This window comes from Pseudomonas sp. SID14000 (genome assembly GCF_002165135.1).
Classification (GTDB): domain Bacteria; phylum Pseudomonadota; class Gammaproteobacteria; order Pseudomonadales; family Pseudomonadaceae; genus Aquipseudomonas.
The window spans coordinates 249,647-261,943 of sequence record NZ_NFZQ01000011.1; the positions used below are offsets into that span (position 1 = coordinate 249,647).

Annotated in this window: 10 protein-coding genes and 1 pseudogene; 5 read left to right on the forward strand and 6 right to left on the reverse strand. The window is 63.2% G+C overall.

The window, feature by feature from the left end:
• Positions 1-62: 62 nt before the first annotated feature.
• Entirely contained in the window at positions 63-2,420 is a 2,358-nt protein-coding gene (locus tag CAY82_RS18405) for a response regulator (RefSeq protein ID WP_087502492.1), read from the forward strand.
• Here the strand turns inward: CAY82_RS18405 and CAY82_RS18410 are convergent.
• Entirely contained in the window at positions 2,410-2,898 is a 489-nt protein-coding gene (locus tag CAY82_RS18410) for a glutathione peroxidase (RefSeq protein WP_087502493.1), read from the reverse strand. The two genes, CAY82_RS18405 and CAY82_RS18410, sit on opposite strands and share 11 nt — an antisense overlap.
• A gap of 13 nt (positions 2,899-2,911) precedes the next feature.
• Positions 2,912-3,307: a peptide-methionine (R)-S-oxide reductase MsrB gene (msrB, locus tag CAY82_RS18415; protein WP_015269381.1), complete on the reverse strand. Its 396-nt coding sequence runs from the start codon at positions 3,305-3,307 to the stop codon at positions 2,912-2,914.
• A 167-nt stretch (positions 3,308-3,474) separates the two neighbouring features.
• On the opposite strand from msrB, the gene CAY82_RS18420 reads away from it, so the two are divergent.
• Together CAY82_RS18420 and htpX are read left to right on the forward strand one after the other, a co-directional pair.
• Positions 3,475-4,686 (forward strand): pyridoxal phosphate-dependent aminotransferase, encoded by a 1,212-nt coding sequence (locus CAY82_RS18420; RefSeq protein ID WP_087502494.1) that lies wholly within the window; start codon positions 3,475-3,477, stop codon positions 4,684-4,686.
• Positions 4,687-4,961: 275 nt separating this feature from the next.
• Entirely contained in the window at positions 4,962-5,849 is an 888-nt protein-coding gene (gene htpX / locus CAY82_RS18425; RefSeq protein WP_087502495.1) for a protease HtpX, read from the forward strand.
• A gap of 170 nt (positions 5,850-6,019) precedes the next feature.
• Here the strand turns inward: htpX and CAY82_RS18430 are convergent, their stop codons facing one another.
• Positions 6,020-6,670: a thiopurine S-methyltransferase gene (locus CAY82_RS18430; RefSeq protein WP_087502496.1), complete on the reverse strand. Its 651-nt coding sequence runs from the start codon at positions 6,668-6,670 to the stop codon at positions 6,020-6,022.
• Between the two features lie 101 nt (positions 6,671-6,771).
• Here CAY82_RS18430 and CAY82_RS18435 point away from each other — a divergent pair, with 101 nt between their 5' ends.
• Positions 6,772-7,539, forward strand: a complete 768-nt coding sequence (locus CAY82_RS18435) for a class III extradiol ring-cleavage dioxygenase (protein ID WP_087502497.1) — start codon at positions 6,772-6,774, stop codon at positions 7,537-7,539.
• 150 nt (positions 7,540-7,689) lie between these two features.
• On the opposite strand, the pseudogene CAY82_RS18440 reads toward CAY82_RS18435, so the two are convergent.
• Both CAY82_RS18440 and CAY82_RS18445 read right to left on the reverse strand, forming a co-directional pair.
• Positions 7,690-9,403 (reverse strand): annotated as a pseudogene (locus tag CAY82_RS18440) (DEAD/DEAH box helicase).
• Between the two features lie 309 nt (positions 9,404-9,712).
• Complete coding sequence (locus CAY82_RS18445) at positions 9,713-10,468, reverse strand: spermidine synthase (protein WP_087502499.1); 756 nt, start codon at positions 10,466-10,468, stop codon at positions 9,713-9,715.
• Between the two features lie 116 nt (positions 10,469-10,584).
• On the opposite strand from CAY82_RS18445, the gene CAY82_RS18450 reads away from it, so the two are divergent.
• Positions 10,585-11,931 (forward strand): class II 3-deoxy-7-phosphoheptulonate synthase, encoded by a 1,347-nt coding sequence (locus CAY82_RS18450; RefSeq protein WP_003247094.1) that lies wholly within the window; start codon positions 10,585-10,587, stop codon positions 11,929-11,931.
• A 267-nt stretch (positions 11,932-12,198) separates the two neighbouring features.
• On the opposite strand, the gene CAY82_RS18455 is transcribed toward CAY82_RS18450, so the two are convergent.
• Positions 12,199-12,297, reverse strand: a 99-nt coding sequence (locus tag CAY82_RS18455; protein ID WP_140399069.1) for an IS3 family transposase, incomplete at its 5' end; no start/stop codon positions are given.

The window sequence follows — 12,297 nt, forward strand, 5'->3', positions numbered from 1 at the left end:
TGCAAATTCAGATTCAAGGCTGAATGTGTGACAGACCCACCAGCAGCCGGGGTTGATCGGCTATGCTTGCGCAGCGCAAGGGACGTGAAACCGGCTCGGGACACATGGATATCAAGTTCACCAATCGCCTGTCATACAAGCAAGCCCGGTTGACAGTCCTGGTCGGCTTCATCCTGGGAACATTGCTCAGTCTCATCCAGATCGGCATCGATTATGCCAGCGAAGACGCGTCCATCAACCGCGAAGTGCGCGCCTTGCTGCAAATCAGCCACAACACGGCCTCGCGCATTGCCTACAACATCGATTCGGAACTGGCACTGGAGCTGACTCGCGGCTTGCTGGAGTCGCCAGCAATCATCCGCGCGCGGCTGAGCGACAACAACGAAACGGTGCTGGCCGATGTCGAGCGACCGCGCCTGCAGGACCGCTACCGGCCGCTCAGCGACTTCCTGTTCGGCAAGCAACGTCAGTTCAAGGAGCGCCTGTACCTCACCCATATGCCCGATGAGGACCTCGGCACGCTGTATCTGGAGGTGGATACCTTCGCCTTCGGCAACCGCTTCCTCGACCGTGCCGGCGTTACCCTGCTCAATGGCTTCGCCCGCAGCCTGGTGTTGACCGGCATCTTGCTGGCGCTGTTTTACATGATGCTGACCAAGCCGCTGGTGACGGTGATTGGCGCGCTCAGCGGCAGCGACCCACGCAAGCCCCGGCAAACCCGCCTGGCCTGCCCGCACGGCCACGAACACGACGAGATCGGCGTGCTGGTGAAGGTCGCCAACCAGCAGTTCGTCAGCATGGCCACCGAGATCGAGCAGCGGCGCACGGCGGAAAACCGCCTGACCCAGTACCTCAATGAGCTGGAAGACATCGTCTCGGCACGCACCAACGAGCTGAAAGCCAGCAACAGCAGCCTGAGCCTGTCCAACCAGGAGCTGGAAGAAGCCCGCCGCCGGGCGCTGGACATGGCCCAGGCGCGCGCCGCCTTCCTCGCCAACATGAGCCACGAAATCCGCACCCCGCTCAATGGCATGCTCGGCATGATCGCCCTTGCCCTGGACAGTACGCTGCCCAGCGAGCAACGCCAGCAGCTGGCGATTGCCCATGACTCGGGCAAGGTGCTGGTGGAGTTGCTCAACGATATCCTCGACCTGTCAAAGTTCGATGCCGGCCAGCTGGAGCTGGAACGCATTCCGTTCGACATGGCCTCGATGGTCGAGGACACCGCCAACCTGCTGTCGCAAAACACCGCTCAAAGCGTGGAGCTGACCTGCCTGATCGCGCGCGACTTCCCCAGCAGCGTGCTCGGCGACCCCACGCGGGTACGGCAGATCGTCAGCAACCTGTTGTCCAACGCCCTCAAGTTCACCCGCTTCGGCCGCGTAGATGTGCGCCTGACGACTATCATCGGCGGCGTGCGCCTGGAAGTTCGCGACACCGGCATCGGCATCCCCGAAGAAGCCCAGGCACGGATCTTCCAGCCGTTCACCCAGGCCGGCGCCGGCATCACCCGCCAGTACGGCGGCACCGGCCTGGGCCTGGCGCTGACGCGCAATCTGTGCAAGGCCATGCAAGGCCACCTGCATATCAAGTCCGACCCGGGCTTCGGCAGCTGTTTCAGCGCCGAACTGCCGCTGGCCGTGCACACCGAAGCCATCCCGCCGGCACCGTTGCACGGGCGCGTGGCATTGCTGGGCGCGGCCGGCAGCGGGCTCGAGGAACTGTTGCAGGGCCTGCTGCCCACCTGGGGCCTGACCTACCAGCACCATGACAGCAGCGCAGGGCTGGATACCGCAGCTATCGACCTGCTGATCACCGACAGCCTGGACCAGCTGTTCGAACTGCGCCCGGCACTGAAAACACCGATTTTGCTGGTGACTGCCTACGGCAACTTCCTGCCCAACGAGCAGTCGCTGGCCCTGGCACCGCTGCACCAGATGGCCCGGCCACTGGCGCGCAATGCCCTGTACCAGACACTGCGGCGCACCTTGCAAGGCCATGAGCCAGAGCACCCGCTGGCAACCCCGGCCATTACCATGGAACAAGGCCGCGCGAGAATCCTGCTGGTAGAGGACAACCCGGTGAACCAGCTGGTGGCCAAGGGCATGCTGGCCAAGCTCGGCTGCCAGGTGCAGCTGGCCACTCAGGGCGCCGAGGCCCTGGAGCTACTGGAACAGGACGAATTCGACCTGGTGCTGATGGACTGCAACATGCCGGTGATGGACGGCTACGAGGCCAGCCGGCGCATCCGCCAGAGTGGCCGCTGGCCGCACCTGCCAATCGTCGCCCTGACCGCCAACGCCATGCCCGAGGAGCGCGAGCGCTGCCGGGCAGCGGGCATGAACGACTACCTGGCCAAACCGTTCCGCCGCGAAGAGCTGCTGGCGCTGGTCGACCACTGGGTGCCAGTCAACGGCTGAGCAGGCGCTCGATGTCCGCTTCCAGAGCCTGCGGCTTGGTAGTGGGGGCGTAGCGCCTGACCTGGCCGCTGGCCGGGTCGACCAGGAACTTGGTGAAGTTCCATTTGATCTTCTGCGTACCAAGCAGGCCTGGGGCACGCTGCTTGAGTTCGACGAACAGCGGATGGGTGCCAGGGCCGTTGACCTCGATCTTGCGGAACAGCGGGAAGCTCACGCCAAAGTTGCGCTCGCAGAACTGCGCAATTTCGCGCGCATCGCCCGGCTCCTGCTTGCCGAACTGGTTGCAGGGGAAGCCCAGCACCACCAGGCCACGCGCGCGGTAGGCCTGCCACAGTTGCTCCAGGCCTTTGTACTGCGGGGTAAAGCCGCACTGACTGGCGGTATTGACCACCAGCAGCGCCTTGCCGGGGAAGTCGCCGAGCTTCTTGTGCTCGCCGCCCAGGGTCACGCAGGGGATGTCCAGTATCGATCCAGCCATGGTCGGGCTCCGGTCAGTCGCGCGGACGCAGGTCGATGCACACCGAGTTGATGCAGTAGCGCAGGCCGGTTGGTGGCGGGCCGTCGGGGAATACATGGCCCAGATGCGCATCGCAGCGGGCACAGGTGACTTCGGTTCGGATCATGCCGTGGGAGGTGTCGCGGATCTCGATCATCGCGCTTTCCTCTATGGGTGCATAAAAGCTCGGCCAGCCGCAACCGGAATCGAACTTGGTCTGCGCATCGAACAGTGGCAGGCCGCAGCAGATGCAGTGGTAGATACCGTCGCGGCGCTCGCTGTTGTACTTGCCGCTGAACGGCCGTTCGGTGCCCTTGAGGCGGCACACCTGGTACTGCTCGGGGTCGAGCATCGACCGCCATTGTTCCAGGGTTTTCTCGATCTTTTGCATGTAGGGACCTCGGCAAGCTGAATTTCACTGCACACCGTCTTTTCCGGGGCGCGGGTGGCACGTATATTAGTTGGCTTCGTTTGCCAGGCGTTCAGTCTGGCACCCGCTTCCTGCCCTTTCAAACCTTTCGGCGGGGCGTAGCGCGTTTTCTCAATCGGGATCCCATCATGCAGTTCAGCAAATCGAACAAGCTCGCCAATGTCTGCTACGACATTCGCGGCCCAGTGCTCAAGCACGCCAAGCGCCTGGAAGAGGAAGGCCACCGCATCCTCAAGCTGAACATCGGCAACCCGGCGCCGTTTGGCTTCGAGGCGCCCGACGAGATTCTCCAGGATGTGATCCGCAACCTGCCCACCGCGCAGGGCTACAGCGACTCCAAGGGCCTGTTCAGCGCGCGCAAGGCGGTGATGCAGTACTGCCAGCAGAAGCAGATCGAAGGCGTCGGCATCGAGGACATCTACCTGGGTAACGGAGTGTCCGAGCTGATCGTCATGTCGATGCAGGCGCTGCTCAACAACGGCGACGAAGTACTGATCCCGGCCCCCGACTACCCGCTGTGGACCGCCGCCGTGAGCCTGGCCGGCGGCAAGCCGGTGCACTACCTGTGCGATGAGCAGGCCGACTGGTTCCCCGACCTTGAGGACATCAAGGCCAAGATCACCCCGAACACCAAGGCCCTGGTAATCATCAACCCGAACAACCCGACCGGCGCGGTGTACTCCAGAGAGCTGCTGCTGGGCATGCTGGAGCTGGCCCGCCAGCACAACCTGGTGGTGTTCTCCGACGAGATCTACGACAAGATCCTGTACGACGAGGCCGTGCACATCAGCACCGCCTCGCTGGCCCCCGACCTGCTGTGCCTGACCTTCAACGGCCTGTCCAAGTCGTACCGTGTGGCGGGCTTCCGTTCCGGCTGGCTGATCATCTCCGGGCCCAAGCACCATGCACAAAGCTACATCGAAGGCATCGACATGCTGGCCAACATGCGCCTGTGCGCCAACGTGCCGGCCCAGCATGCCATCCAGACCGCTCTGGGCGGCTACCAGAGCATCAACGACCTGGTGCTGCCACCGGGCCGCCTGCTGGAGCAGCGCAACCGCACCTACGAGCTGCTGAACGACATCCCGGGCGTGAGCTGCGTGAAGCCGATGGGTGCGCTATATGCGTTCCCGAAGATCGACCCGAAGGTTTGCCCGATTCACAACGACGAGAAGTTCGTGCTCGACCTGCTGCTGTCGGAGAAGCTGCTGATCGTTCAGGGCACGGCATTCAACTGGCCGTGGCCGGACCACTTCCGCGTGGTGACCTTGCCGCGGGTGGATGACCTGGAGGCGGCGATTGGCCGGATCGGCAATTTCCTGAAGGGTTATTCGCAGTAAGTGATGGCCCATTCGCAGCACAAGGCTGCTCCTACAGGGATGCGTGTTCTCCTGCAGGAACAGCCTTGCGCTGCGAATGGCTGCATGGCAGCCCCCAAAACCCCCACAGAATGTTTCTTACATCCTGCAACGCTCTATCCCACAGCCCCCGCGCCATCCTCTGCCATACTCCGCCGTACACAGTTTGAAATAGTCGCCCGATTGAATCGGCACGGCCGGCCCCTTATATACCCCGCAGTAAGCGACAACTCATCCGTCAGGAGAACGTAACAACCATGATGCGCATTCTGTTGTTTGTAGCCACCAACCTCGCGGTGGTGCTGGTTGCAAGCATTACCCTGAGCCTGTTCGGTTTCAACGGGTTCATGGCCGCCAACGGGATCGACCTGAACCTCAGCAGCCTGCTGGTATTCTGCGCCGTGTTCGGCTTTGCCGGCTCCCTCGTCTCGCTGTTCATCTCCAAGTGGATGGCGAAGATGACCACCGGCACCCAGATCATCAGCCAGCCGCGCACCCGCCACGAGCAGTGGCTGCTGCAAACGGTCGAAGAGCTGTCCCGTGAAGCGGGCATCAAGATGCCCGAGGTGGGTATCTTCCCGGCATACGAAGCCAACGCCTTCGCCACCGGCTGGAACCGCAACGACGCGCTAGTCGCTGTGTCCCAGGGCCTGCTGGAGCGTTTCTCGCCCGATGAAGTGCGCGCAGTACTGGCACACGAGATCGGCCACGTGGCCAACGGCGACATGGTAACCCTGGCACTGGTGCAGGGCGTTGTGAACACCTTCGTGATGTTCTTCGCGCGCATCATCGGCAACTTCGTCGACAAGGTGATCTTCAAGAACGAAGAAGGCCAAGGCATTGCCTACTACGTGGCGACCATCGTTGCCGAGCTGATCCTCGGCATTCTGGCCAGCATGATCGTGATGTGGTTCTCGCGTCGCCGCGAATACCGTGCCGACGAAGCCGGTGCGCAGCTGGCCGGTACCGCAGCGATGATCGGCGCCCTGCAGCGCCTGCGCGTGGAGCAAGGCCTGCCGGTGCACATGCCCGACACCATGAAGGCATTCGGCATCAATGGTGGCCTGAAGCACGGCCTGGCCGGGCTGCTGATGAGCCACCCGCCGCTGGAAGACCGTATCGAGGCCCTGCGCCGTCGCGGTTGATCCAACCAGTAAAAGCAAAGGGCGACTTCGGTCGCCCTTTTTTGTACACCTGTGCCGGCCTCTTCGCGGGTAAACCCGCTTCCACAGGTACCCCACAGCTTTTCGAGGCCTGTGGAGGACCTGTGGGAGCGGGTTCACCCGCGAACGGGCCGGGCCAGGCTACACACCTGTCAGCGGCTAACCCGGTATACCCGCTCCAACAAACTGGAAGCTCCGGCCTGCAAAAATTTCGGGCTCTCCTCAATCACCTCCACAACCTCCAGCTCATCCACCTGCCACCCGGCAAACCCCTGCCGCAGCTCTTCATCCCCTACCGAAAACGGCGGCCCGCCCAGCAAGGATTGGTCGTAATCCAGGGTCACCACCATCCCCTGGCAACTCGCCGGCAGCAAACCCGACAACAATTGCATGTAGGCCTCACGCATCTGCGGCGGCAAGGCAATCACCGCCGCCCGGTCATAAAACCCCGCGCAGTCACCAATATCCCCTGCCTGCAACGCAAAGAAATCGCCGCACCACAGTTCCACGTCACCACTGCGCCAAACCTCGAAAGCCCCGCGCTGTTGCACTTCAGCTTCAAGCCCATGCTCGCGGAAGAAATCCTCCACCGCCCGCCGCGACAGCTCTACACCCAACACGCGGTACCCCTGCCCGGCCAACCAGGCCAGGTCCAGGCTCTTGCCGCACAGCGGCACCAGCACGCGGCTGCCCGACATCAGGCCAAGCGTTGGCCAAAATTTCTGCAGATAGGGGTTCACCTGCGCCTGATGAAAGCCGATCTGGTTGTCGGCCCACCGCTGCTGCCAGAACGCTGGCTCCATGATCACTCCCGATTTTTAGATGGTTTATCGGTAAAACTTGGTTTGGATTTCGATCTGTAGTTGATCGAATATGATTGCATCTTAACCGTCAGGACCCCGCCATGCTGCCCAGCCTGTTCATTTCCCATGGTTCCCCCATGCTTGCCCTGCAACCCGGCGCCAGCGGGCCCGCGCTGGCCGGGCTGGCCCACGCCCTGCCCCGGCCGAAAGCGATCGTGGTGGTATCTGCGCACTGGGAAAGCCACGAGCTGCTGGTGACCGGTAGCGCACAGCCGGAAACCTGGCATGACTTCTACGGTTTCCCACCGGCGTTGTATGCGGTGCAGTACCCGGCGCCGGGTGACCCCAGCCTTGCCGGCCAGGTTAGTGAACTGCTGCAGGATGCCGGGCTGCCAGCCCGGCTGGACGGGCAGCGGCCGTTCGATCACGGTGCATGGGTACCGCTGTCGCTGATGTACCCGGAGGCGAATATTCCGGTGGTGCAAGTTTCCCTGCCCAGCCACATGGGGCCGGCGCTGCAGGTCAAGGTAGGCCAGGCGCTGGCGGGTTTGCGCGGTCAGGGCGTGCTGTTGATCGGCTCGGGCAGCATTACCCACAACCTGGGCGAACTGGACTGGCATGCCGGGCCGGATGTGATCGAGCCATGGGCACTGGCGTTCAGGGATTGGGTGGTGGAAAAGCTTCGGGCGGATGATCAGCAAGCGTTGCTGAATTATCGGCAGCAGGCGCCGTTTGCGGTGCGCAACCATCCCAGTGACGAGCATTTCCTGCCGCTGTTCTTTGCCCTGGGGGCTGGGGGCAAGTTCGGGGTGGTGCACCAAGGGTTTACCCTGGGGGCGTTGGGGATGGACATTTATCGGTTCGGCTGAAAGGCCTCTTCGCGGGTGAACCCGCTCCCACAGGGTCTCCACAGATTTCAAGGCTTGTGCTGTACCTGGGAGCGGGTTTACCCGCGAAAGGGCCGGCACAGGCAAAAAAAATCCCCAGCCAAAGCCGGGGATTTTTTCATTGCGCCAGGATCAATCCTCGCGGTAGCGACGCAGCTTCAGCTGCTTGCCAGCCACGCGGGTGTCCTTGAGCTTGGACAGCAACTTCTCCAGGCCGTCTTCCGGCAGCTCTACCAGGCTGAAGCTGTCACGCACCTGGATGCGACCGATAGCGTCACGGGCCAGGCCACCTTCGTTGAGGATCGCGCCCAGCAGGTTCTTGGCAGCGATGCCGTCACGGGCCCCCAGGGCAGTACGGCAACGCACGCGACCTTCGGCCAGCGGCATCGGCGCACGACGCTCGCGGTCACCGCGCTCTGGGCGTTCGCCACGCTCACCACGCTCGGTACGCTCACCACGCGGGGTGAAGCTCGGCACCAGCGGCTGCTCACGCTCTACCGCGGCCAGGTCCAGCGCCTGACCATTGGTGGCCTTGCGCAGCAGGGCGGCAGCCAGGGCACGCGCGCTGCAACCCAGGTCGGTGGTCAGGCGGTCGAACAGTTCGCCATGGGTGGCTTCTGCTTCGGCTACCAGCGGCGCCAGGCTCGAGGTCAGCTTCTTGATGCGTGCATCCAGCACGGCCTGGGCATTCGGCAGACGGGCTTCGGCAACTTTTTGCCCGGTAACGCGCTCGATCACCTGCAGCATGCGACGCTCACGCGGGGTGACCAGCAGCAGTGCACGGCCATCGCGACCGGCACGGCCGGTACGACCGATACGATGCACATAGGATTCCGGGTCGTACGGCATGTCGACGTTGAACACGTGAGTGATGCGCGGTACGTCCAGGCCACGGGCGGCGACGTCGGTAGCGACGACGATGTCCAGGCGGCCATCCTTGAGCGAGTCGATAACGCGCTCACGCTGGTTCTGGGCGATGTCGCCGTTCAGCGCGGCAGCCTTGTAGCCCTTGGCTTCCAGCGCGGCGGCCAGGTCCAGGGTGGCTTGCTTGGTACGCACGAAGGCGATCAGCGCGTCGAACTCTTCCACTTCCAGCAGACGCAGCACAGCCGGAATCTTCTGGTCGGCATGGACCATCAGGTGGGCCTGCTCGATCGCGGTTACGGTCTGGGTCTTGCTCTGGATCTTGACGTGCTTGGGCTCGCGCAGATGGCGTTCGGCGATCGAGCGGATCGACGACGGCAGGGTGGCGGAGAACAGCACGGTCTGACGGCTGGCCGGGATGGCATCGAAGATCACTTCGAGGTCGTCCATGAAGCCCAGCTTGAGCATCTCGTCAGCTTCGTCCAGTACCAGGTACTGCACGGTCGACAGGACTTTTTCGTCACGACGCAGGTGGTCGCACAGGCGGCCCGGGGTGGCCACGACGATTTGCGCGCCATTGCGGATCGCACGCAGCTGTGGGCCCATCGGGGCACCACCGTAGACGGCGACCACGTTCACGCCCGGCATCTGCTTGGCGTAGGTTTCGAAAGCGGTAGCAACTTGCAGCGCCAACTCACGGGTTGGCGCCAGGATCAGGGCTTGCGGTTCGCGCTTGCTCACATCGATCTTGTTGAGGATCGGCAGGGCGAAGGCAGCGGTCTTGCCGGTGCCAGTCTGCGCCTGGCCGATCATGTCATGACCGGCGAGGATGATCGGGATCGATTGTTGCTGAATGGCGGACGGCTCTTCATAGCCGGTCGCCAGAACGGCAGCAACAATATTCGGGTTGAGATCGAGAGCGGCGAAGCCGCCGGTTTCCTGGGTCATGGGTCTGCCTCTAGGTGCATCCGCAAAGACCCATGCTCCAAAGCTGCACAAGCCATGAAAGACCGACAGGTCACCCAGGCAGCTTTGGCGGCGGGGATTTGCGAAAACGATTGAAAAAGAAAACGTGGGAAGGTCCGCCTAGCGGACGTGCAGCCGAAGCTGGACTCGGAGGGTTTGCACCACCTGATTTTGCGGTCCGCTAAAAGACCGGCGCGTACTATACCCGAAATCGTGCGCAGGCGTGAGGAATATTTTCAGGGTGCCCGGCCAGTATCGGGCCATCAGCAATGTGCGGCTGAAACGATTCCTGCCTGCGATACCGCGTGCCCGCGAAGAAGCCAACTCAGGTAGCCGGCCGAATCTCGCGGATCAGCCCCTCGAGGCTGTACCCCAGGCGCGGCGCCAGCGCCTCCGCCCGGGCCCGCAGCCCGTCCAGGTCCAGCGTCTGCTCCAGGCCCGCCGGCACCAGCAGGATCACATTGCCCTCCTTCACCGGCAGCTCCCAGTAATGCCGGTGGTACAACCCGCGCAGCAACGCCGCGCCCAGCGGCTTGCCATCGTCGGTGGCCCACTGGTTGATCACCAACCACCCCCCTGGGTTCACCTGCTGCTGGCAGTTCTCCAGGAAGTTCCAAGCCAGATGGCCCACCCCCGGCCCATGGTCGGTGTACAGGTCGACGAACAGCAGGTCGGCCTTCTCTGCCGTGGGCAGCAGCTCAAGGGCGTCGCCGATGCGGACATACAGCCGCGGGTCATCATCCAGCCCCAGGTATTCCATGGCCAGGCGCGGCACATCCGGGCGCAGCTCGATCGCCTCAATGTCGTCCAGCGGCAGGAACTTCATGCAAGCCTGGGTCAGCGTGCCGGCACCCAGCCCGAGAAACAGCGCGCTCTCCGGCTGCTCGTGGCACAGCGCCCCCACCAACATGGCACGGGTATAGTCGTATTCCAGCCAGCTGGGGTCAGCCGTGAACACACAGCTCTGCTCGATCGCATCGCCGAACTCCAGAAAGCGGTAGTCGTCGACTTCATACACGCTGATGACGCCAAAGGCGTCCTCCACCCGTGCCAGTAGCCGCTCTTCCCGTTCCACCGCCATGTTCACCACCCACCCGCGCAAAAACGCGCATTGTCCGTCAACGCCCTCGATGCAACAAGCGCAGCGCCAACTGTTACCATGGCCCATAGCCTACAACCGACAGGACCGAGCCCGAGATGAACCAACCCTGGAGCCCCGACAGCTGGCGTGCCCTGCCCATCCAGCAGCAACCGACTTACCCCGATGCCGCGCACCTGTTGAAGGTCGAACAGACCCTGGCCAGCTACCCGCCACTGGTGTTCGCGGGCGAAGCGCGCGAGCTGCGCCGGCAGTTCGCCGAGGTCACCGAAGGCCGCGCCTTCCTGCTGCAGGGTGGCGACTGCGCCGAAAGCTTCGCCGAATTCTCGGCGGCGAAAATCCGCGACACCTTCAAGGTGCTGCTGCAAATGGCCATCGTCATGACCTTCGCCGCCGGCTGCCCGGTGGTCAAGGTCGGGCGCATGGCCGGGCAGTTCGCCAAGCCACGCTCTTCGGGCGATGAAACCATCGGCGACATCACCCTGCCCGCCTACCGCGGCGACATCGTCAACGGCATCGGCTTCGACGCCAAAAGCCGCATCCCCGATCCGGAGCGCCTGCTGCAGGCCTACCACCAGGCCACCGCCAGCCTCAACCTGCTGCGCGCCTTCGCCCAGGGTGGGTTTGCCGACCTGCACCAGGTGCACAAGTGGAACCTGGACTTCATCGCCAACTCGGCGCTGGCCGACAAGTACCACCAGTTGGCCAACCGCATCGACGAAACCCTGGCATTCATGCGCGCCTGCGGCCTGGACAGCGCGCCGCAGCTGCGCGAAACCAGCTTCTTCACTGCCCACGAAGCGCTGCTGCTGAACTATGAAGAAGCTTTCGTGCGCCAGGACAGCCTGACCGGCGACTACTACGACTGCTCGGCGCACATGCTGTGGATCGGCGACCGCACCCGCCAGCTGGACGGTGCCCATGTGGAGTTCCTGCGCGGCGTGCACAACCCGATCGGGGTCAAGGTTGGCCCGAGCATGAACCCCGAAGAGCTGATCCGCCTGATCGATACGCTGAACCCAGCCAACGACCCTGGTCGCCTGAACCTGATCGTGCGCATGGGTGCCGGCAAGGTCGGCGACCATCTGCCAGGGCTTATCCGCACCGTCGAGCGTGAAGGCCGCAAGGTGCTGTGGAGTTCCGACCCGATGCACGGCAACACCATCAAGGCCAGCAGCGGCTACAAGACCCGCGACTTTGCGCAGATCCTGGATGAGGTGAAGCAGTTCTTCCAGGTGCACCAAGCCGAGGGCAGCCATGCCGGCGGTATCCACATCGAGATGACCGGGCAGAACGTCACCGAATGCATCGGCGGCGCCCGGCCGATCACCGAGGATGCGCTGTCAGACCGGTATCACACCCACTGCGACCCACGCATGAACGCCGACCAGTCGCTGGAGCTGGCGTTTTTGATTGCGGAGACGCTGAAGCAGGTGCGGCGCTGAGGTTGGGGCATGCCTTGGGATTTTCAGCGCCTGTGAGATCGAGCGCCGCCCGCGCGGCGCTTCGCGGGGCAAGCCCGCTCCCACATTTGTTGCAACGTGGCCATGTCTGTCAGGCCATGGTTGTCAGCCTTGTTGGTCTGACTCAATTTCTCGGCTGGTGCTGCCGCCGCCTCACCAGTCTCAAGACAAGCACCAAACCAGGCAACCATGGCCTGACAGGTTCGGCACGCTGCAACAAATGGACTGCCCCCGAAAAGTTGGACAGTTTTAGCCAGTAGCCTGAGTCCTGTAGCTGACAGGGCTCAGGCCATTGAGTTTCAGCCTGATGCGGTCATGGTTGTAGTAATGGATGTACTCCTCCAGGCC

Coding starts and splice junctions, on each gene's coding strand:
- CAY82_RS18405 (WP_087502492.1), top strand. CDS start 63: ATGCTTGCGCAGCGCAAGGGACGTGAAACCGGCTCGGGACACATGGAT.
- CAY82_RS18410 (WP_087502493.1), bottom strand. CDS start 2,898: ATGGCTGGATCGATACTGGACATCCCCTGCGTGACCCTGGGCGGCGAG.
- msrB (WP_015269381.1), bottom strand. CDS start 3,307: ATGCAAAAGATCGAGAAAACCCTGGAACAATGGCGGTCGATGCTCGAC.
- CAY82_RS18420 (WP_087502494.1), top strand. CDS start 3,475: ATGCAGTTCAGCAAATCGAACAAGCTCGCCAATGTCTGCTACGACATT.
- htpX (WP_087502495.1), top strand. CDS start 4,962: ATGATGCGCATTCTGTTGTTTGTAGCCACCAACCTCGCGGTGGTGCTG.
- CAY82_RS18430 (WP_087502496.1), bottom strand. CDS start 6,670: ATGGAGCCAGCGTTCTGGCAGCAGCGGTGGGCCGACAACCAGATCGGC.
- CAY82_RS18435 (WP_087502497.1), top strand. CDS start 6,772: ATGCTGCCCAGCCTGTTCATTTCCCATGGTTCCCCCATGCTTGCCCTG.
- CAY82_RS18445 (WP_087502499.1), bottom strand. CDS start 10,468: ATGGCGGTGGAACGGGAAGAGCGGCTACTGGCACGGGTGGAGGACGCC.
- CAY82_RS18450 (WP_003247094.1), top strand. CDS start 10,585: ATGAACCAACCCTGGAGCCCCGACAGCTGGCGTGCCCTGCCCATCCAG.